General features: G+C 70.6%; 17 protein-coding genes. 13 read left to right on the top strand and 4 right to left on the bottom strand.

All coding sequences use genetic code 11. The features are described from left to right. Positions 1-24 precede the first annotated feature (24 nt). Positions 25-708, top strand: coding sequence for a Tat pathway signal sequence domain protein (locus ACFYPG_RS06985; RefSeq protein WP_387350793.1), 684 nt, complete (start codon positions 25-27; stop codon positions 706-708). Positions 709-770: 62 nt separating this feature from the next. Here ACFYPG_RS06985 and ACFYPG_RS06980 read toward each other — a convergent pair whose 3' ends face one another. Further along, entirely contained in the window at positions 771-1,739 is a 969-nt protein-coding gene (locus tag ACFYPG_RS06980) for a hypothetical protein (RefSeq protein WP_387350791.1), read from the bottom strand. Positions 1,740-1,826: 87 nt separating this feature from the next. Between ACFYPG_RS06980 and ACFYPG_RS06975 the strand changes: the two genes are divergently transcribed. Further along, positions 1,827-2,699 (top strand): hypothetical protein, encoded by an 873-nt coding sequence (locus ACFYPG_RS06975; protein ID WP_387350789.1) that lies wholly within the window; start codon positions 1,827-1,829, stop codon positions 2,697-2,699. Between the two features lie 30 nt (positions 2,700-2,729). After that, positions 2,730-3,761, top strand: coding sequence for a hypothetical protein (locus tag ACFYPG_RS06970; protein ID WP_387350788.1), 1,032 nt, complete (start codon positions 2,730-2,732; stop codon positions 3,759-3,761). A 62-nt stretch (positions 3,762-3,823) separates the two neighbouring features. Here ACFYPG_RS06970 and ACFYPG_RS06965 read toward each other — a convergent pair whose 3' ends face one another. Further along, positions 3,824-4,720, bottom strand: a complete 897-nt coding sequence (locus ACFYPG_RS06965; RefSeq protein ID WP_387350786.1) for a glutamate cyclase domain-containing protein — start codon at positions 4,718-4,720, stop codon at positions 3,824-3,826. Between the two features lie 239 nt (positions 4,721-4,959). On the opposite strand from ACFYPG_RS06965, the gene ACFYPG_RS06960 reads away from it, so the two are divergent. Beyond that, positions 4,960-6,258 carry an aspartate aminotransferase family protein gene (locus ACFYPG_RS06960; protein ID WP_355009712.1) on the top strand — a complete coding sequence of 433 codons (1,299 nt, stop codon included), beginning with the start codon at positions 4,960-4,962 and terminating at the stop codon, positions 6,256-6,258. Next, positions 6,255-7,742 carry a CoA-acylating methylmalonate-semialdehyde dehydrogenase gene (locus tag ACFYPG_RS06955; RefSeq protein ID WP_387350784.1) on the top strand — a complete coding sequence of 496 codons (1,488 nt, stop codon included), beginning with the start codon at positions 6,255-6,257 and terminating at the stop codon, positions 7,740-7,742. The genes ACFYPG_RS06960 and ACFYPG_RS06955 overlap by 4 nt, the downstream gene beginning before the upstream one ends. Here the strand turns inward: ACFYPG_RS06955 and ACFYPG_RS06950 are convergent. Beyond that, positions 7,714-9,162, bottom strand: coding sequence for an acyltransferase (locus ACFYPG_RS06950; RefSeq protein ID WP_387350782.1), 1,449 nt, complete (start codon positions 9,160-9,162; stop codon positions 7,714-7,716). The two genes, ACFYPG_RS06955 and ACFYPG_RS06950, sit on opposite strands and share 29 nt — an antisense overlap. A 193-nt stretch (positions 9,163-9,355) precedes the next feature. Between ACFYPG_RS06950 and ngcE (ACFYPG_RS06945) the strand changes: the two genes are divergently transcribed. From ngcE (ACFYPG_RS06945) to ACFYPG_RS06935, 3 genes are all read left to right on the top strand, one after another. Beyond that, a complete protein-coding gene (gene ngcE / locus ACFYPG_RS06945; protein ID WP_387350780.1) occupies positions 9,356-10,771 on the top strand; it encodes an N-acetylglucosamine/diacetylchitobiose ABC transporter substrate-binding protein in 1,416 nt (471 codons plus the stop codon). Between the two features lie 64 nt (positions 10,772-10,835). After that, the gene (locus ACFYPG_RS06940; RefSeq protein WP_091403945.1) at positions 10,836-11,744 is read left to right on the top strand and encodes a carbohydrate ABC transporter permease; all 909 of its coding nucleotides are present in this window, start codon (positions 10,836-10,838) and stop codon (positions 11,742-11,744) included. Further along, complete coding sequence (locus ACFYPG_RS06935) at positions 11,741-12,640, top strand: carbohydrate ABC transporter permease (RefSeq protein WP_355009716.1); 900 nt, start codon at positions 11,741-11,743, stop codon at positions 12,638-12,640. The genes ACFYPG_RS06940 and ACFYPG_RS06935 overlap by 4 nt, the downstream gene beginning before the upstream one ends. Positions 12,641-13,362: 722 nt before the next feature. Here ACFYPG_RS06935 and ACFYPG_RS06930 read toward each other — a convergent pair. Further along, entirely contained in the window at positions 13,363-14,349 is a 987-nt protein-coding gene (locus tag ACFYPG_RS06930) for an N-acetylglucosamine kinase (protein WP_387350778.1), read from the bottom strand. 206 nt (positions 14,350-14,555) lie between these two features. On the opposite strand from ACFYPG_RS06930, the gene ACFYPG_RS06925 reads away from it, so the two are divergent. The 5 genes from ACFYPG_RS06925 to ACFYPG_RS06905 are packed head-to-tail and all read left to right on the top strand — an operon-like array spanning position 14,556 to position 19,574. Beyond that, the gene (locus ACFYPG_RS06925) at positions 14,556-15,509 is read left to right on the top strand and encodes a MurR/RpiR family transcriptional regulator (protein ID WP_387350776.1); all 954 of its coding nucleotides are present in this window, start codon (positions 14,556-14,558) and stop codon (positions 15,507-15,509) included. Further along, a complete protein-coding gene (locus ACFYPG_RS06920) occupies positions 15,506-16,255 on the top strand; it encodes a sugar isomerase domain-containing protein (protein ID WP_091403970.1) in 750 nt (249 codons plus the stop codon). The genes ACFYPG_RS06925 and ACFYPG_RS06920 overlap by 4 nt, the downstream gene beginning before the upstream one ends. 26 nt (positions 16,256-16,281) lie before the next feature. Next, positions 16,282-17,718, top strand: a complete 1,437-nt coding sequence (gene ngcE, locus ACFYPG_RS06915) for an N-acetylglucosamine/diacetylchitobiose ABC transporter substrate-binding protein (RefSeq protein ID WP_357260452.1) — start codon at positions 16,282-16,284, stop codon at positions 17,716-17,718. An 18-nt stretch (positions 17,719-17,736) separates the two neighbouring features. Continuing rightward, positions 17,737-18,645 carry a sugar ABC transporter permease gene (locus ACFYPG_RS06910; RefSeq protein ID WP_354878663.1) on the top strand — a complete coding sequence of 303 codons (909 nt, stop codon included), beginning with the start codon at positions 17,737-17,739 and terminating at the stop codon, positions 18,643-18,645. Then, entirely contained in the window at positions 18,645-19,574 is a 930-nt protein-coding gene (locus ACFYPG_RS06905; protein WP_354878666.1) for a carbohydrate ABC transporter permease, read from the top strand. The genes ACFYPG_RS06910 and ACFYPG_RS06905 overlap by 1 nt, the downstream gene beginning before the upstream one ends. Positions 19,575-19,577: the final 3 nt, after the last annotated feature.

Here is a 19,577-nt window from a genome sequence, read left to right as displayed (position 1 = left end):
GTCCCACCACCGAAAGGAAGCACCATGCCCAGGTACGGAAAGATCGGCGGGGGCCTCGTCGCCCTCGCGCTGCTGACCGGTCTCGTAGCCGCCCCGCCAGCCTCCGCAGACCCGTCGGCCGCGCTCGCCGGCAACGTCCTGACCTACCCCACGGCCGGCGGCACCGCCGTCGCCGTCAACGACGTCATCCAGGCCAGCCTCAAGACCGGCACCAACGCCACCTTCTACAACTCCACCTCGGGCACCACCGGCATCAAGTGCGCCGCATCCGCCTTCAGCGCCAAGGTGCTCACCAACCCGACCGCCCCGGGCGCCGCCACCGAGAGCCTCACCGCCCAGAGCTTCGGCACCTGCACCACAAACGTGTTCGGCACCACCGGGGTGCAGAGCATCACCCTCAACAACCTGCCGTACGCCACCTCCGTCACCAGCGCCGGCGTCGTCAAGATCACCGGCACCGCGGCGGCGCCGATCCAGAGCACCGTCGTGCTGAACTCGCTGCTCGGTACGGTCAACTGCGTCTACCGGACCAGCACCAACAGCCTTACCGGCGCGGCGGTCAACGCGACCAATTCCATCGTCTTCACCAACCAACCGCTGACCAAGTTCTCCGGCTCGGCCCTCTGCTTCGGCACCGCGTACTTCTCGGCGACGTACTCGCCGGTGCGCGACAGCACCAAGGGCAACGCGGCCGTCTACGTGAACTGACCATGATCCAGCGGGCCGGTGCGCGGTAATCCGCCGTGCGCCGGCCCTCGACCATGCGCGGGTCAGCCAGCGACCAGCGCCGCGTGCAGGGCGCGCATCGACCGGATCGCCGAGCGGATCTCCTGCAGGTAGCGGCCGGGGCTGAGCGTCTGCTCCGGCAGCCTGGCCAGGTCGGCCAGGGTGGGGTCCACCCCGACGGTCTCGATCTCGCAGCCGTACGGCACGGCCAGGGTACGCAGCGCGTCGCAGTGCTGGAACGGCACGTAGATCGGTGCGGTCACCAGCAGCACCGCGTCGTCGGGGGCGAGTTGGACGTGTCCGGCCCAGAAACGCTGCGTGTCGGCGGTGTGCGCGCGCCGTCGGTGCGGCTCGCTGGAGGGCGCGGCGAGCACCCGCACCGCTGGTAGACCAGCCGGCCGGTAGGTCCGCGACGACCAGGAATGGTGCGGATGGCCGGCGTCGACCCCGTCCTGCTCCGCCGGCGCGGCCACCCCGAACACCCGCCGGACCGCCGAGTCCAGCACGTCCACCTCGGTGTCCTCGGCCGGCAGGCCAGCGTCGGCGAGCGTCGCGCGTTCCCACTCGGACAGCGGTCGGAAGCTGCCCAGCACGGCCACCTCGCCGCCCACCGTCAGCCCGGCACGCAGCAGGTGCGCGGCGTGAGCGACGCGGCGCACGCAGGCATGCGCCAGGCCGCCGAGCACCACCAGGTGGGCGTACGCGTCGCGGGTCGGCGGCACCGGATGGATCAGCCCGAGCGCGGCTGCCGCGTCGAGGACCACCTGCGCCGTCCGCGCGTCGAAGGCGGGTTCCCGCGCCTCCGGGCGTTCCTGCCCTTGCCGAAAATCCCAGTGCCGGGCAGAGAAGTCGTCCAGCCATGCGAGGACCGCAGCCAGGTCACCTGCCGGCCAGTCACCATCGAAGTGCCGGATCAGCCCGCGTAGCGGGGCGGAGCCGACCCAGGCCCAGATCTCCGCCGGAACCTGGCCGGCGACCACCCCGGTCGACAGGGCCGCATCCGCTCTCTGCATCTGCCGGATGCTACCCGCCCGGAATGTCGGTACCGGCGGTTGTGAGCAGTCACTACCCTGGCGGCATCAGCGGATTGGGGGAGATCGATGGCTCGTGACGACGTCCCTCGACGGCTCAGGGGACGCGGCAGCACCGCAGAAGGGTTCGCCCGCCTGGTTGCGCACACCGATCCGGTGGCGTTGATCGGCATCACGCTGTCGGTCACGCTCAGTGTCATGCTCGACCTCAGTAACGCGGCCTCCGGGGTGGAGTCGCTGCTGGCCGGCCTTATGGGGATCACCATCTCGCTGCTGGTCGACTCGCTGGCGCGCGCGGAGCGACGGTTCCATCTGCGCACGTTGCTGGACGGCCCACCCTGGCTCGTCCGCACCACCACCGAACTCGCCGGGGCCATGCGCGAGGCCGCGGAGCAGCACGAGGGCACCCGGGTCGCGGCGGAGGCGCAGCGGCGCTACGAGCAGTTCCGGCTGGAGGCAGAGCAGCTCGCGGAGGGTCGGATCATCCGGCGCGGCGACGAGGACGAGGACCTGGTCGGCGCGACCCGGAGCTGCGTGCGCCGGTTGGACGCGTTGACGAACGTGATGCCTCGGGTGAGTGGGGAGCTGAGCTGGTGGCGCAGTGACATCGGACGGCGCTACTGGGAGGCGAATGAGGCGGCTCTGGATCGGGGGGTCCGGATCACCCGCGTCTTCGTCTACGCCACATTAACCGACGAGCTGTCCACCCTGGTCGAGAAGCAGCGCACGGCGGGGGTGCGCGTCGGTCTGCTGCTGTTCGGTGTGGTCAGTCCACACCTGCACGTCAATCTGGCAGTCTGGGACGGGTCGAGCTGCTGGGAGGCCCGGATGACCGCGCACGGCGAGATCGGCGAGAACCAGTTCTCGGTCAACCGGACGGACGTCGGCCGGCTCACCCGCGTCTTCGACCTCTGCGCGAATGCCGCGACCTTCCAGGACTGATGGCCCCACCAGGGCGGAGACGGGTGACCCATGACATGGAGTGCGGTCCTGCTGGTGACGGCCGTGGTCTGGGCAGTCAGCGTGATCCGCTCGGTCCGGCTCCGAGCCCTGGTCTACAGCCTTCCGTTGCCGATGACACTCGCCCTCGTCAGCACCGGCTACCGGGTGGACGGCGCGCAGTTGCTCGGCGTGCTCGGGCTCAACCTTTTCTTCGTCACCGTGGCGGTCACCCACCATCGGCTGCGCTGGCCGATTCTGCTGGCCGATGGCGCAGGGGTCGGCGTGTACGTGGCACTGAGCGCCGGCCTGCTGGCCGTCCCCGTCCCGTTCGAGGCGGCCCTGGCCGGCATGCTGGTGCTCTGGCTGGCGGCGATGCTGCTGCTGCGCCGTCGCGCCCGGTCGCACGCCAGCACACCCGCCACCGGCCGCCCGGCCACTGTCGGTTCAGCGGCCGCCGTCGAGACGTCGAGCGCCGTCCGTCCGGAAGGGCTGCCGGCGCTGCTCAAGCTGGTGGTCATCTTCGTCGGGGCGATCCTCACCGCGTTGCTCGGTGCGGTGCTACGCGGCATGGTGGTGACGTTTCCCTACTCGGGGGTGCTGGTCGCCGTCGAGGCCCGCCGCGAGCTGCGCGAGTTCAGTCGGCACTTCGCCCGCAACAGCCTCGCGCTGGTCGGTTTCCTCACCGCCTACCACTACCTCCAGGACGTGTCGTCGGCAGTGGCGCTGGGCGCCGGTTGGGCGGCCTTCGCGTTGGTCGCCACCGCCCTGCACCTACCGCTGGGCACCCGACCGGCAGCGCCGGACCCCGCCGCCACGAACCGCACCGCCTCGAACCGCACCGCGCCGGATCCCACAGTCGCGCCGCCTGTCCGACATTCCGCCGACCCGAAGCCCGCCGGTCCTCCGTCGGGTGCTTCGAACCCTGCCGGCCCGGAACGCGGCCCGGATCCTGCGGCGTCGACCGGCGGCGGTCCCACCGGGGCTCGCAGCGGTGCCCAGGCCCGTCCGGGTGCTCGCCTCTCGCGGCCTCTCCGACCGGTCGAGCCACCGTCGGCCCGATGAGGACGGCCATCACCCCCGGGCGTGTGGCGGCCGGTTCCGGAAGGGCCCGTGTGAGCGTCGCCCTACCGGGTCGCCGCGACCAGGTCCGCGATGCGGGTGAGGGGCTCGGCGTAGGCGGGCCAGTCGAGGCCGTCGACGCTGAGTGTCGGGCGGCGACGGACGCCGTCCACCGCGCCCGCGCGCACGATCGAGGACAGCAGGTCGTACGACCACGCCGGTTGGAGCAGCGTACGAAGCTCGGGCACCTCGGGCCGGAGCAGCGCCAGCGCACCGACGATCGCGGCGGCGGCCCAGTTGGAGGTGCCGCCGACGAGCAGCGCGTCCGCGCCCACCACGCACCGGATCCGCTCGCCCGAGGCGACGACCCGTCCGACCAGTTCCGCCGGCAGCCGGCCCATGCCCAGTTCGTTGCCGCCGTCGCCGATGCCGATCCGGAAGGCCGACCCGGCGGTGTAGAGCTGGTCCAGGGGTGCCGTGTGCGCGCCGATGTCCTCGCCGCGCATGTTGCGGGGCCGGCCGTCCATCCCGGGCCCGACCCGCTCGCACGCGATGAGGTGGGTCAGGTGGGCGTACCGGGGCAGGGCGGTGGCGGCCCACTCGTCGTACCTCCGCAGCGGCGCGACGTCCACCGGTAGGCCTGGTGCGGCTGCGTCCACGGCGGCCTGGACCACCGGCGCGCAGGGCTCGTCGGTGACGAGCCGGCACCGGCCGCCGAGGAGGCGCAGCGCGGCGGCGATCTGCGCCGCGCCGAGCGGGCCATCGGTCTCCGCGGCGGGCGGTTCGGCGCCCGGGATGAAGAACCCGGTGAACACCGCGGCGTCCGGGGCGCCGGGGCCGGCGAGCGACCGGGCGGCGGCGAGCAGTCCACCCGCCGCCGGTACAGCCAGCGCTTCGCTGCCCCGGCCCACCTCCCGCGCGGCGATCCGCTCCAGCTCGGCGATCGTCTGCTCGATCCGCATCGCGTGCCTCCCCGGCGACAGTTGGCGACCCCAGGGTAGCCACGTCGGGCCAGGCTGCGGATCGAGTGGTGGACGGTCTCGGATGTTGCGGGGAAGGGCTGCGATATGCCGGAAAAGCCCCGGAAATCGTTGCGTGCTGTCAGCTCAGGGCCCCTATCGCGCTACACACTGACAGTTGTTCGCGTCGGCCGGCGGTGGGAGCGTGCGGTATCCACGAACGCCGCTGAAGGGTTGCCACGATGACCGACGACCTGCTGGCCCGGCACCGGGCAGTGCTCCCGTCCTGGATGCCGTTGTACTACGCCGAGCCGATCGAGTTGGTCTCCGGCTCGGGCCGTCGGGTCACCGACGCTCAGGGGCGCAGCTACCTGGACTTCTTCGGCGGCGTGTTGACCAACATGATCGGGTACGACATCCCGGAGATCCGGGAGGCCGTCGAGCGGCAGCTCGCCACCGGCATCGTGCACACCTCGACGCTCTACCTGATCCGTCAACAGGTGGAGCTGGCCGAGAAGATCGCCCAGCGCTCCGGCATCCCGGACGCCCGGGTGTTCTTCACGAACTCCGGCACCGAGGCGAACGAGGCGGCGCTGCTGGTGGCCACCAACCACCGCCGCTCGCACCAGATCCTGGCCGTGCGCAACAGTTACCACGGCCGGTCGTTCGCGGCGATGGGCGTCACCGGCAACCGCTCCTGGTCGGCCAGCGGCCTCAACCCGCTCCAGGTGGCCTGGCTGCACTCCGGTGACCGGGTGCGGGGTCTGCTGGCCCGGCTCAGCGCCGACGAGCAGGTCGACGCGGCGGTGGAGGACCTGCGCGAGGTGTTGGCCACCCAGACCGCTGGCGACGTGGCCGCGCTCATCGCCGAGCCGATCCAGGGCGTGGGCGGTTTCGTGCACCCGCCGGACGGGCTCTTCGCCGGCTGGAAGAAGGTCCTCGACGAGCACGGCATCCTGTTCATCGCCGACGAGGTGCAGACCGGCTGGGGGCGTACCGGGGAGCACTTCTGGGGTTACCAGGCGCACGGTGTCACCCCCGACCTGCTCACCTTCGCCAAGGGCATCGGCAACGGGTTCGCCCTGGCCGGGGTGGTCGGTCGGGCCGACGTGCTCCAGGCGGTGCCGGCCATCAGCTTCTCCACCTTCGGCGGCAACCCGATCTCCACGGCGGCCGGCAACGCGGTGCTCGACTACCTGATCGCGCACGACCTCCAGGCGAACGCCGCCCGCGTCGGCGCGATCCTCGCCGACGGCCTGCGGTCCGCCGTGGGCGGGCTCGACTGCGTCGCCGAGGTACGCGGAAAGGGGCTGATGCTCGGCGTCGAGTTCGTCCGACCGGGCGGCAGTGAGCCGGATCCGGCGTTGACCAACCGGGTCTTCGAAGCCGCCCGGGACGGTGGCCTGCTCACCGGCAAGGGCGGCCTCCACGGCAACGTGCTGCGGATGGGGCCACCGTTGACGCTGACCGAGGAGGAGGCCCGTGAGGGTCTGGCGATCCTGGTCGACGCGATCCGTTCGGCTGCGGGGGTCGCGGCATGAGCATCGGTCACTTCATCGACGGCAAGCGGGTCGACGGCACGTCGCAGCGGTGTGGCGACGTGTTCGACCCGGCGACCGGTCGGCGTACCGCAGAGGTCGAGCTGGCCTCGACCGCGGACGTCGACGTGGCGGTGCAGGCCGCCGCCCGCGCGGCGCGGGCCTGGCGGGACGCGTCGCTGGCGAAGCGGTCGGCGGTGCTGTTCGCCTTCCGGGAGTTGGTGCACGCCCGGCGGGACCGGCTCGCCGAGGTGATCACCGCCGAGCACGGCAAGGTGCTCGCCGACGCCGCCGGCGAGGTGCAGCGCGGCCTGGAGGTCATCGAGTACGCGTGCGGCCTGCCGTCGGCGTTGCGCGGCGCGTTCAGCGAGAACGTGTCCACCGAGGTCGACTCGTACACCATCCGGCAGCCGCTCGGCGTGGTCGCGGTGATCTCGCCGTTCAACTTCCCGGTGATGGTGCCGCTGTGGTTCGTGCCGGTGGCAGTGGCCTGCGGCAACGCGGTGGTGCTCAAGCCGAGCGAGAAGGACCCGAGCGCGGCGCTGCTGCTGGCCGAATGGTTCGCCGAGGCGGGCCTGCCCGACGGGGTGCTCAACGTGGTCAACGGTGACAAGGAGGCGGTCGACGCGTTGCTGGAGCACCCGGAGGTGCGGGCGGTGTCGTTCGTCGGCTCCACGCCGATCGCCCGGTACGTCTACCAACGTGGCACGGCCGCCGGCAAGCGGGTGCAGGCGCTCGGTGGGGCGAAGAACCACATGGTGGTGCTCCCGGACGCCGATCTGGACCTGGCGGCCGACGCGGCGGTCAACGCCGGGTTCGGCTCGGCGGGGGAGCGGTGCATGGCCATCTCGGTGCTGGTGGCGGTGGAGCCGGTGGCGGACGCGCTGGTCGAGCGGATCGCCGCGCGGGTGACCGGTCTGCGCACCGGCGACGGCCGACGGGGCTGCGACATGGGCCCACTGGTGACCGCCGGGCACGCGGCGAAGGTGCGCTCCTACGTGGACGCCGGTGTCGCCGCCGGCGCGGTGCCCGTGGTGGATGGGCGGGACGTGACGCCGGACGGCGACCCGGACGGTTTCTGGCTCGGTCCGACGCTGTTCGACCGGGTGACCCCGGACATGTCGATCTACACCGACGAGATCTTCGGGCCGGTGCTGAGCGTGGTCCGGGTCGACTCGTACGACGAGGCGGTGGACCTGGTCAACGCCAGCCCGTACGGCAACGGCACGGCGATCTTCACCAACGACGGCGGGGCGGCTCGGCGCTACCAGCACGAGGTGGAGGTGGGCATGGTCGGGATTAACGTGCCCATCCCGGTGCCGATGGCGTACCACTCGTTCGGCGGCTGGAAGTCGTCGCTCTTCGGTGACCTGCACGCGCACGGCGAGGACGGGGTGCGGTTCTTCACCCGGGGCAAGGTCGTCACCAGTCGCTGGTTGGATCCGCGGCACGGCGGGGTCAACCTCGGGTTCCCCACCCAGACCTGAGCAGTCGCAGCACGCCCGCCCCGGCCAGGTACGCCACCAGTGCCGGGACGGGTGTGCCGAGCGGCTCCGGGGCGCGGGAGGCCGTCGCACTGTTGAGCAGCAGCGCCGCCACCACGGCGGCGTAGGCGGCCACCGTCGAGGCCGTTCGGGTTGGCGTGCCTCGACCGGTCCGACGCCCGGTGCGATGCCGGCCGCTGCGCGCCTCCACCCGGCCGAAGATGGCCACGAGCACCGCCAGAACGGCGCTGAGTAGCAGCAACCACGGCACCCGCCAGGCCCACCAGGCGGCGCTGCCGACCGCCGGGGTGGGCAGCGCCCCGATCGCGTCGAGCACTCCGATCAGCAGGATCGCGGCGGTCAGGTGCCAGAGGAAGACGGTGAGCACCACGAGGTTGACGCCGATCACCAGCGACCAGGGGCCGGTGCGGCGCAGCAGGCGCTCCGCCGGGCCGGACAGCAGCAGGATCAGACCGAGCTGGCCGGCGGCGACGGCCAGCAGTGCGAGGCTCGGCGGCGCGGCGTTGTCCAGGCGCTCGCCGGGCACGTGCAGCATGGCCACCGGCCACGGGCCCGGCCCGGTGAGCAGCAGTACCGTGGCCAGGCCGCCGGCCAGGAACACCAGTCCGGCCCGCCGCGAGGTGGGCAGTCGTCGCCAGCGGCGTACCCCCGGACGGTCGTGGGGCGACGGCCCGGCGGCGGGCGTCGGGCCGGCTTCCGAGGCGGTCGCGGCGGTGTCGCCCGGCGGCCCGGCGGCGGGCGGCGGCGTCTGCCGGGTGTCGTGCCAGGCGAAGCCGAGCTGGTGGACGGCCAGCCAACCGAAGAGGTAGTTGCCGTAGCTCAGCGCCTCCGGCCCGGTGAGCCGGCCGAGGTCGCCGAGGCCGACCAGGGCGACAAGTGCCAGCGGGATGGTGAGACCGAAGCGACGGTGCAGCGCGTACATCGGTGGGGTGAGCGCGACCGCAGCCAGGTAGGCGACCAGGAACCAGAGCGGGATGGTCGCGAACCAGAACACCTCGCGGATCCTGGTGGGGTCGGTGCCGCGCAGCCAGGCGACCGCCGCCCCGGCGGTGAGTACGAGCAGCAGCGTGCTGGTGGGGCGGACCAGGCGGGCACTGCGGTCGATCAGCCACCCGGCGGCGTCGCCGTCGCGGGCCCGCAGGCGGGTCAACGAGGCCGCGTTGGCGTAGCCCCCGACCAGGAAGAAGACGGGCATCACCTGGGCCAGCCAGGTCAGCGGGTACGCCCAGCGCAGGTCGCCGAGCGCGGAGTGCCCGGTGACCTGCCCGGCGGCGTCGCGCCCGATCGCCGTGACGCCCCAGTGTCCGAAAACGACCATGGTGATGGCGAGTGCGCGGAGCAGGTCGACGTATCGCTCCCGCCCAGCCGGGGTGTGCTCGGCCAGCTGGCGCAGGCGGCGCATCGCCTCAGGCTAGGCGACCTGACGACGGCTGGTGGTGATAACGGTTCGACAGTCAGGACTTGAAGTCCGAGCCCGGCTGTCGTAGAAATTCTTCAGCAACGGAGCACTAACTGAAGAGAACTACCGCCCCTCGCGCGGTGGACGCCTCCCCCACAAGACCGGCGATCCGCCCGACCCGACCCGAGGAGAACCCATGAACAGGCGTGACATCCTGCGGCGCAGCGCCGCCGCCGGCCTCCTGGCCACCCCCGCCGCCGGTCTGCTGTCCGGCTGCGCCACCAGCGGTGGCGGTGACAAGAACGATGCCGAGACCTACCGGGGCACCAAGAGCGCCGAGAACCCGCTCGGCGTGAAGGAGGACGCCCCACTCGAGGTGGTGATCTTCGGCGGCGGGTTCGGTGAGGAGTACGCAAAGGCCCACGAGGCCATGTACACCGAGAAGTACCCGAAGGCGAAGATCAAGCACTCCTCCACCCAGGAGATCAGCAAGACCCTCCAGCCGCGCTTCGTCGACGGCACCCCGCCCGACGTGGTCAACAACTCCGGCTCCAGCCAGATCGACTTCAACGGCCTGGTCAGCCAGAACGCCCTCGCCGGCCTCGACGAACTGCTGGCCGCCCCGAGCCTCGACATCCCCGGCAAGACGGTCAAGGACACCCTGCTGCCTGGCGCGGTCGAGGTCGGCTCCTACGACGGCAAGTTCCTGGTGCTCAACTACACCTACACCGCCTACGGCATCTGGCACTCCGCCAAGCTCTTCGCCGACCGCGGCTGGTCGTACGCGAAGAACTGGGACGAGCACATCGCGCTCTGCAAGCAGATCAAGGCCGCCGGCATCGCCCCCTGGACGTACGCCGGCCTGCACCCGCGCTACATGAGCTGGCCGCTGATCTCCACGGCGATCAAGTTCGGCGGCCCGTCGGTGGCGACCGCCATCGACAACCTGGAGCCGAACGCCTGGAAGTCCGACTCGATGCGCGCCGCCGCCGACGCCTGGCACCAGATCGTCAAGGACAAGTACATCCTGGACGGCTCGCCCGGCCTGGACCACAAGCAGTCGCAGACCGCCTGGTGTCAGGGCAAGGCCGCCTTCATCTCCTGCGGATCCTGGCTGGAGAGCGAGCAGAAGGACGTCACCCCGGCCGGTTTCAACATGACCATCGCACCGACGCCGAGCCTGGGCGGCGGCGACAAGCTGCCGTTCGAGGCGATCCGGGGAACCGCCGGGGAACCGTTCATGGTGCCCGCCAAGGCCCGCAACGTCGCCGGCGGCCTGGAGTACTTCCGGACCATGCTCTCCAAGAAGGGCGCCCAGGACTTCACGAAGAAGGTCGCCAGCCTCACCGTGGTCGCCGGTGCCACCGAGGGCGTCGAGCTGCCGTACGGGCTGAGCACCGTGGTGAAGGCGCTCGACGCGTCCGGCGCCAACGGCTTCAACTGGGTCTACAACAGCTTCTACCGCAAGTTGGAACGCAACCTCGTCGACGCCGCGTGCGGCGAGTTCTTCAGCGGCCGGATCGGCCCCGCCGAGTTCCTCGAACAGTGCCAGAAGGGCGCCGACTCGATCGCCCAGGACAGCTCGATCAAGAAGTACAAGCGAGCGGCCTGACCGCCCGGCCGGTGGGGGAGAGGTCCGCCCCCACCGGCCGTACCCAAACGGAGAGGTCCCTCTCGTGAAACATGGCAAGTGGCCGCTGATCGTCACGTTCCTGGTGCCACCGGTGCTGCTGTACGTGTTCTTCGTCGTCTCGCCGTACCTCCAGGCGTTCCAGATCTCCACCACCGACTGGCTCGGCTACTCGGCCGACGCCAACCCGGTCGGTCTGGCCAACTTCAAGACCCTCTGGCACGACGACTACGTGTGGAACGCGCTCAAGAACAACGCGATCCTGCTGGGGCTGGTGCCGGTGCTCACCATCGTGCTCGGGCTGTTCTTCGCCACCATGCTCGCCATGGGCGGACGCAAGGGCAGCGCCGGCGTCACCGGCGTACGCGGCGGCGCGCTCTACCGCACCGTTTACTTCTTCCCGCAGGTGCTCTCCGTGGTGATCATCGCGCTGCTGTGGAAGGAGGTGTACCACCCCAACAAGGGGCTGCTCACCACAGCTCTGCACGGCCTCGGCCTGCCCGCGCCGACCTGGCTCGGCGACCCGGCGACCGCCTTCTGGTGCGTGCTGGCGGTGATGGTCTGGAGCAACGTCGGCTTCTACGTGGTGCTGTTCGGCGCGGCGATGTCGGCAGTGCCGAAGGAGATCTACGAGGCCGTCCTGCTCGACGGCGCGTCCCGGTTCACCACCCTGCGCCGGGTCACCCTGCCGCTGCTCTGGGACACCGTCCAGGTCGCCTGGGTCTACCTGGCCATCTTCGCCCTGGACGGGTTCATCCTCGTCCAGCTGATGACCAACGGCGGGCCAAACTTCTCCACCGACGTGATCGGCGTACGCATGTACGACACCGCCTTCGGCAGCGAGACCAAGTTCGGCTACGCCTCGGCGATCGGCGTGGTGATGTTCTTCCTGACCCTCTCGGTGGCGGTGCTGTCGCTGCGGGTCGGCCGGCGCGAACGGATCGAGTACTCGTGACCACTCTGGATCAGCCCACCGCGACCGCCCCGACCCCGGTCACCAGCGGGGACCGCCCGGTACGCCGGGAACTCGGCGTGGCCAACGCCCTCTCGCACGGCTTCCTGCTGCTCTGGGGCCTGCTCACCGTGCTGCCACTGCTGTGGATGTTCATCAGCTCGTTCAAGACCAACGGTGAGATCCTCGCCGACCCGTGGGGGCTGCCCGGTGCCCTGCACCTGGACAACTGGGTGCGGGCCTGGACCGGCGCGCACATCGGCCGGTACTTCCTCAACAGCCTGGTGGTGGTGGCCGGCTCGGTCAGCCTCACCATGCTGATGGGCGCCACCGCCGCGTACGTCTTCGCCCGGTACGAGTTCCGCGGTCGCCAGGTCGTCTACTACCTGTTCGTCGGCGGCCTGATGTTCCCGGTGTTCCTCGCCCTGGTACCGCTCTTCTTCGTGGTCCGCAACGCCGGCCTCTTCAACACCTGGCTCGGGCTGATCCTCGTGTACGCGGCCTACTCGCTGCCGTTCACAGTGTTCTTCCTGAGCGCGTTCTTCCGGACCCTGCCGACCTCGGTGGCGGAAGCCGCACTGGTCGACGGCTGCGGTCACTTCCGGCTCTTCTTCCGGGTGATGCTTCCCATGGCACGTCCGGGACTGATCAGTGTGGCGATCTTCAACTTCCTCAGCCACTGGAACCAGTTCCTGCTACCGCAGGTGCTGTTGCAGGGCGACGAGTCCAAATGGATGCTGGCGCAGGGGCTCTTCGCGCTGTCGGTCAGCCAGGGGTACGCCGGCGACTACGCCCGGCTCTTCGCCGGACTGAGTATCGCGGTGCTCCCGGTGCTCGCGGTCTACGTGGCCTTCCAGCGGCAGGTGCAGGCGGGCCTCACCGCAGGGCAGCTCAAGTAGAACCGACCTAGCCACCGCTGACCGATTCCGATCACCCCACCCGCAGGCCGATACGACTTTCCACCCGACTCGCTCACCCCGACTCGCTCACCGACCGGCCCCACCCCTGGGCCGCCCCACCCCTGGGCTGGCCCCACCCCGGGCCGCCCCACCCACCCCGACCGGCCCCATCCCACCCCTGGGCCGGCCACCCCGACCGGCCCCATCCCACCCCGGCCCGGCCCGGCCCCAAGATCCGCGCAACTCCGGTGAAATTGCTGCCTCACGCCGCGCCGAGGCAGCAGTTTCACCGAAAGTGCGCGGATCTTGGCCTTGTCGCGACGGGCCAGGGCTGTCCAGGTGCGTTGGGGCGCACCGCCGCATGTGTGGAGTCACCGCGGACCCCTTGATCGTGCTCGATCCAGGATGTAGTCCCCTCCTGGCGGCGTGAGGCCACTACATCCTGGTTCGAGCACGATCTTGGGCCGGGCGCTCCGCGCGGCCGGGCGGGGTGCGAGGCGGCCGGGCGGGGTGCGAGGCGGCCGGGCGGGGTGCGAGGCGGCCGGGCGCTCCGCGCGGCCGGGCGGGGTGCGGCGCGGCCGGGCGGGGTGCGAGGCGGCCGGGCGGGGTGTCGGGCGCAGTGCGGCGCGGGGTGCGCCGCGGGCAGGTCAGGCGCGGGGAACCGCGGTGCGGGGGTGCGAGGTGCCGTGCCGATGCGGGCGGCGCGCTGCGCGCCGTTGCCTTCAGGGGGTGGGGAAGAGGCGGGCATGCAGCGCGCCCGGGTCGGTCACCTCGGGTAGGCCACGGGCGGCGAGCCAGGCCGCGGCGGCGGCCCCGTCTCCGGCGGTGCGCAGTGGCGCGTCCGGCCAGTGCCGCGCGATCTCGGCCCGGACAGCGGCGGCGAGCGGGGTGTCCGCGGTGAGCAGGCCGCCGCCGAGCACGATCGGTGTCACAGCCCCGGCGGGGCGGATGCGGCTCACGCTCTCAGTGAGGTGCGCGGCGGCGTCGGTGATCAGTTCGGTGGCGACCGGGTCGCCGTGGGTGGCGGCGTCGACGACCAGCGGCGCGAGCCGGGCCAGTTCGACGGGGGGTCGACGGGTCACCGTCTGGATGGTGGCGTCGACGGTGTCTCGGGAGCGGGCGGCGATGTCGGCGCTGCCCAGAATCTCGGTGAGCACGGTGGTGGTCAGCGCGCCCAGCGCACTGCCGGCGTCGAGGTCGGCGAGCAGTCGGCGTACGGCTTCCCGACCGAGCCAGAAGCCCGACCCGGCGTCGCCGAGCAGCCAGCCGTGGCCGTCGGCGATCCGGTCGAGCCGCAGCTCGTGGACGTGGGCGGTGATCGCGCCGGTGCCGGCGATGAGGATGGTTCCGTCCGGGGCGGCGGTGCCGGAGGCGTACGCGACCAGGGCGTCGCCGTGGACCTCGTACGGGCAGCGCAGGCCGGCGTCATGCCAGGCCTGGTCGAAGGCGGCCCGCCCGGCCGGGTCGGCGAGCAGTCGGCCGGCTCCGGCGAGCCCGATGGTCCCGGCGGCGGCCCGCGTCGGGTCGACGTCGGCGAGCGCTTCGCGCAGCGCAGTCAACAGTTCGGCGGCGGCGCGCTCGGCGCCGTGACTGGTGGGGTTGCCGCCGCCGGCGCGACCGGTGCCGACGCGTTGCCCGGTGAGGGTGAGGACGGTCGCCCGGGTGGACGTACCGCCGATGTCGAGACCCACCACGACGCTGTCGGACATCGGTACGACTCTCCTTGCGCGGAACGGCGATCTGGCTTGTTCATGCTGGTCGGCGCGGTCGTGCGGGGCAAGTTGTGGCCGGCGTGAGGGGCCGTGCGCCAGGTAACAGTTTGAAAACTTCGCCCACGGTCTTGACATAGACGGTCGTTCAGTAAGAAATTTTACCACTAACAGTTAACAGTCTTTTCGGAAAGCAGGGGCGTCTCATGGTTGATCACGAGGTGGACACCGCCGCGGGGACCGCGGTGGTCGACGCCGACGTGATCGAGCGACGAACCTCGGCCTCCGACGGGGTGCTGGCCAGGGTCCGCAACGGGCTCGGCGAGTTGACCGGTGCCCTGCACCGCGTCGCCGAGCACGTGCTCAGCGACCCGGAGGCCGCCGCCCGCTCGACGATCGTCGAACTGGCCGAGCGCAGCGGCACCTCACCGGCGACCATCACCCGGTTCTGCCGGGCGATGGGCTTCGAGGGGTACGCCGACCTGCGACTGGGCATCGCCTCCGAGACCGGCCGGGCCCGCTCTGCCGGTTGGACAGTCGACATCGGACGCGAGATCCAACCGAGCGACCCGCTCGCCCGGGTGCTCGACCAGATCATGGCCGCCGACACGCGGGCCATGCACGACACCGCCACCCTGCTCGACCTCACCGAGGTGGAGCGGGCCGCGGTGGCGATCGCCGGCGCCAGCAGGGTGAACATCTTCGGTGCCAGCGGCAGCGCCCTGGTCGGTGAGGAGATGCAGTTCAGCCTGCACCGCATCGGTGTGGCGGCGTGGGCCTGGAACGACGTGCACGAGGGGCTGGCCAGCGCCGCGTTGCTGCGATCGGGGGACGTGGCGCTCGGCATCTCGCACACCGGGCAGACCCGGGAGACGATCGAGATGCTCGCCGAGGCGGGCAGCCGGGGCGCCACCACGCTCGCGCTCACCGGCTTCCCTCGCTCCCCATTGGCCGAGCTGGCCGACATCGTCCTGCTCACCGCCAGCCAGGCGACCACCTTCCGGCCGGACGCGCTCTCCGCCCGGCACCCCCAACTGGTGGTGCTCGACCTGCTCTACATCGCCGTCGCCCAACGCACGCACGACCGCGCGCACGCGGCCTTCCGGCGGACAGCGCAGGCCGTCGACGGGCACAAGGCAGCGAAGGGAGCCCACTCATGATCAGCGCCCAGGGGTACGCGGACGCCGTCCGCCCGGTGCTCGACCGGCTGCTCGACTCGGAGGCCGACGGGATCACCCGGGCCGCCGACCTGATCGCCGACAGCCTGCGCGACGGCGGCGTGCTCCAGGCGTTCGGCGCCGGGCACTCGGAGGCGTTCGCCGCCGAGCTGGTCGCCCGGGCCGGCGGGTTGGTCCCCACCAACCGGCTCTCGGTACGGGACCTGGTGATGCACGGTGACGCCCCGCGTGACGTGCTCGCCGACCCCAAGCTGGAACGTGATCCCTCCATCGCCCACCAGATCTACGCGCTCGCGGCGCCCCAGCCGCGCGACGTGTTCGTGGTGGCGTCCCAGTCCGGCATCAACGGCTCGGTGGTCGAGCTGGCGGCGCTGGTCACCGAGCGCGGTCACCCGTTGATCGCGGTCACCTCGGTCGAGCACACCGCGCGGGTGGCGCCACGGCACCCGTCCGGGCACCGGCTCGCCGACCTCGCCGACGTCGTGCTGGACAACGGCGCGCCGTACGGCGATGCACTGCTGCCGCTCGAGGGCGGCGGCGCGGTCTGTGCGGTCTCCTCGGTCACCACGGCGCTGCTGGCGCAGTTGCTGACCGCGGAGGTCGTACGACGGTTCCACCAGGCCGGGGAGGTACCCCCTATCTACCTCTCCGCCAACGTCCCCGGCGGGGACGAGCACAACCTCGCCCTCGAGTCGCGGTACGCCGGACGTCTCCGGCGTACCGCATGACCCGAATTTCACAAGGAGAGACGACGATGTCGATTACCCCCGAACACCCGGCCGCACTCGACCGTCGCACGGTGCTGCGTCGCGCCGCCGCCGTGGGCATGCTCGCCACTCCGGCCATCGGCCTGCTCGGCGCGTGCGCCACCAGCGGCAGTGACGGTGACAACGAGCAGGTCGCCGGCGGCACCAAGAGCGAGGCGAACCCGCTGGGCGTCAAGGAGGACGCCGCGATCGAGGTGGTCATCTTCAACGGTGGCTACGGCGAGAAGTACGCCACCGACGTGCACGAGCCGCTGTACAAGAAGGCGTTCCCCAAGGCCGAGGTCAAGCACCAGGCCACCCAGGCCGTCTCCACTGTGCTCCAGCCGCGGTTCGCCTCCGGCAACCCGCCGGAGTTCGTGAACAACTCGGGCGAGAAGCTGATGGACTTCGGCGCGCTCGTGGCCGACGGTCAGCTCCAGGACCTCACCGAGCTGTGGGACGCGCCGTCGGTCGACGACCCGACCAAGAAGGTCCGCGACACGGTGGTGCCGGGCACCATCGAGGCCGGTTCCTTCAACGGCAAGCCGTTCGTCCTGTACTACGTCTCCACGGTCTTCGGTATCTGGTACTCGGCCAAGCTGTTCAAGGACAATGGCTGGGCGCCGGCGAAGACCTGGGAAGAGTTCATGACCCTGCTCACGAACATCAAGGCCAAGGGCATCACCCCGTACGGCTACGCCGGTGCGAACGCGGCCTACTACCAGTGGAACGTGATCCTCACCCAGGCCGCCAAGATCGGCGGCACGGACGTGCTGAAGAACATCGACAACCTGGAGGACGGCGCCTGGAAGCAGGACGCCGTGAAGCAGGCGGCCGCGGCGTGGGCCGAGGTCGGGGCGAAGTTCAGCGACAAGAGCTTCGAGGGCCTCAAGCACACCGACGTGCAGCTGCGGCAGAACCAGTACAAGGTGGCCCTGTACCCCAGCGGTGACTGGCTGGAGGGCGAGCAGAAGAAGGACACCCCGGCCGGCTTCGACTACCAGCTCATGCCGGTGCCGAGCCTGACCGCATCGGACAAGCTGCCAGCCACCGCGCTGCGCGCCACCGCCGGTGAGGGCTACTTCGTCTCGGCCAAGAGCAAGAACCCCAAGGGTGGCCTGGAGTACATGCGTCAGATGCTGTCGAAGGCGGGCGCGAAGGGCTTCACCGAGGTGGTCAAGGCCCCGACCGTGGTCACCGCCGGCTCGGAGGGCTTCTCCTTCCCGCCCGGTGTGGCCAGCTCGCAGGCCGCGCTCAAGGCAGCCGGTCAGGACGTGTTCAACCTGTACTTCGACGGCTGGTACAAGGAGCTCGACACCGAGGCGCGTACCGCCACCAACGAGCTGATGTTCGGCCGGATCAACGCCGACGCCTTCGTGGAGCGGATCCAGAAGCGCGCCGACGCCATCAAGAAGGACAGCTCCGTCACCAAGTTCAAGCGCTGATCGATCGGAGCTAGGGTCATGCGGCACGGCAAGTATCCATTCGTGATCGGGTTCCTGTTCGCCCCGGTCGCGCTGTACGTGACATTCGTGATCTGGCCGTACGCGCAGGCGTTCCAGATCTCGATGACCAACTGGCGGGGGCTGTCCGCCCCGCAGTGGGTGGGCTTCGACAACTACCAGAGGTTGCTCGACGACGGGGCCTTCTGGAAGGCGGTCCAGCACCACGGCGTACTGCTGCTTGCCCTGCCGCTGATCACCATTGCCATCGCGTTGTTCTTCTCCTTCCTGCTCAACGTGGGCGGCAAGAGCAGCGGTGGTCAACGCCAGGGGGTCTGGGGGGCGAAGTTCTACCGGGTGGTGTTCTTCTTCCCCCAGGTCCTGGCGGTGGCCATCATCGCGGTGTTGTTCCAGATGGTGTACAGGCCGAACGAGTCCGGCCTGATCAACGGCGTGTTGATGAAGTTCGGCATCGAGCCGATCCTCTTCCTGGTCAAGCCGAGCCTGGCCCTCTGGTCGATCCTCGCGGTGCTGGTCTGGCAGGCGGTCGGCTTCTACGTGGTGCTCTTCTCGGCGGGGATGGCCTCCATCCCCGGTGAGATCTACGAGGCCGCCGAGATGGACGGGGCGACGAGGGTGACGTTGTTCTTCCGGGTCACCCTGCCGCTGCTGTGGGACACGCTCCAGGTGGCCTGGGTCTACCTCGGGATCGCGGCGTTCGACGCGTTCGCCATCGTGGCGGTGCTCTCGGTGGACGGTGGCGGCCCGGACGGCGCCACCACCGTGCTGGCCATGGAGATCTACCGCAACGCGTTCGTCTACTCGAAGTACGGCTACGCCTCGGCGATGGGCGTGGCGTTGTTCTTCCTCACCCTCACGTTCGCGGCGCTGACGCTGCGGCTCACCAAGCGGGAAAGCGTGGAGTACTGATGAATCCGCAGTCGACGCTGCCGCCGACCCCGGCCGCGCTGCCGCCGAAGACCGGTGACCCGTCCGCCCCCGCCGGGCCGGGGCGTAAGGACCCTCGCTCGGAGGTACGGCTCTTCGCCGGCCTGGGGCACGTCGCGCTCGCCGTGTGGGCGGTGATCGTCATCGTGCCGATCCTCTGGACGTTCCTGGCCGCGTTCAAGAACACCAGCGAGATCTTCAGCAGCCCGTGGACGCTCCCGGCCGAGCTGCGGTGGGAGAACTTCGGGCGGGCCTGGACCAAGGCGCACGTCGGCCGTTACTTCATCAACAGCGTGATCGTGGTGTCGTGCAGCACGTTCCTCACCATGCTGCTCGGCTCGATGGCCGCGTACGTGCTGGCCCGTTACAAGTTCTGGGGCAACCGGGCGGTCTACTACCTGTTCGTCTCCGGGTTGGCCTTCCCGGTCTTCCTGGCCCTGGTGCCGCTCTTCTTCGTCGTGAAGAACCTCGGGTTGCTCGACACCCACACCGGCGTGATCCTGGTCTACTCGGCGTACTCGTTGCCGTTCACCGTGTTCTTCCTGGCCGCGTTCTTCAAGACGCTGCCGTCGTCGGTGGCCGAGGCGGGGATGATCGACGGCTGCTCGCACACCCGCCTGTTCTTCCAGGTGATGATGCCGATGGCGAAGCCGGGCCTGATCAGCGTGGCGATCTTCAACATCATCGGCCAGTGGGCGCAGTACCAGCTCCCGTTGGTGCTGCTCTCCAACGCCAAGGACAAGTGGGTGCTCACCCAGGGCATCGCCGACATCTCGGTGAACGCCGGCTACGAGGCGGACTGGTCCGGGCTGTTCGCCGCGCTGACCATCGCCATCCTCCCGATGATCATCGTGTACGCGGTCTTCCAGCGTCAGATCCAGGCCGGCCTCACCTCCGGCGCCGTGAAGTAGGAC

It is taken from the genome of Micromonospora sp. NPDC005553, assembly GCF_042871765.1.
GTDB lineage: Bacteria > Actinomycetota > Actinomycetes > Mycobacteriales > Micromonosporaceae > Micromonospora.
Note: the sequence above shows the minus strand (reverse complement) of the source record. Positions and strands in the feature narration are given on the sequence as shown.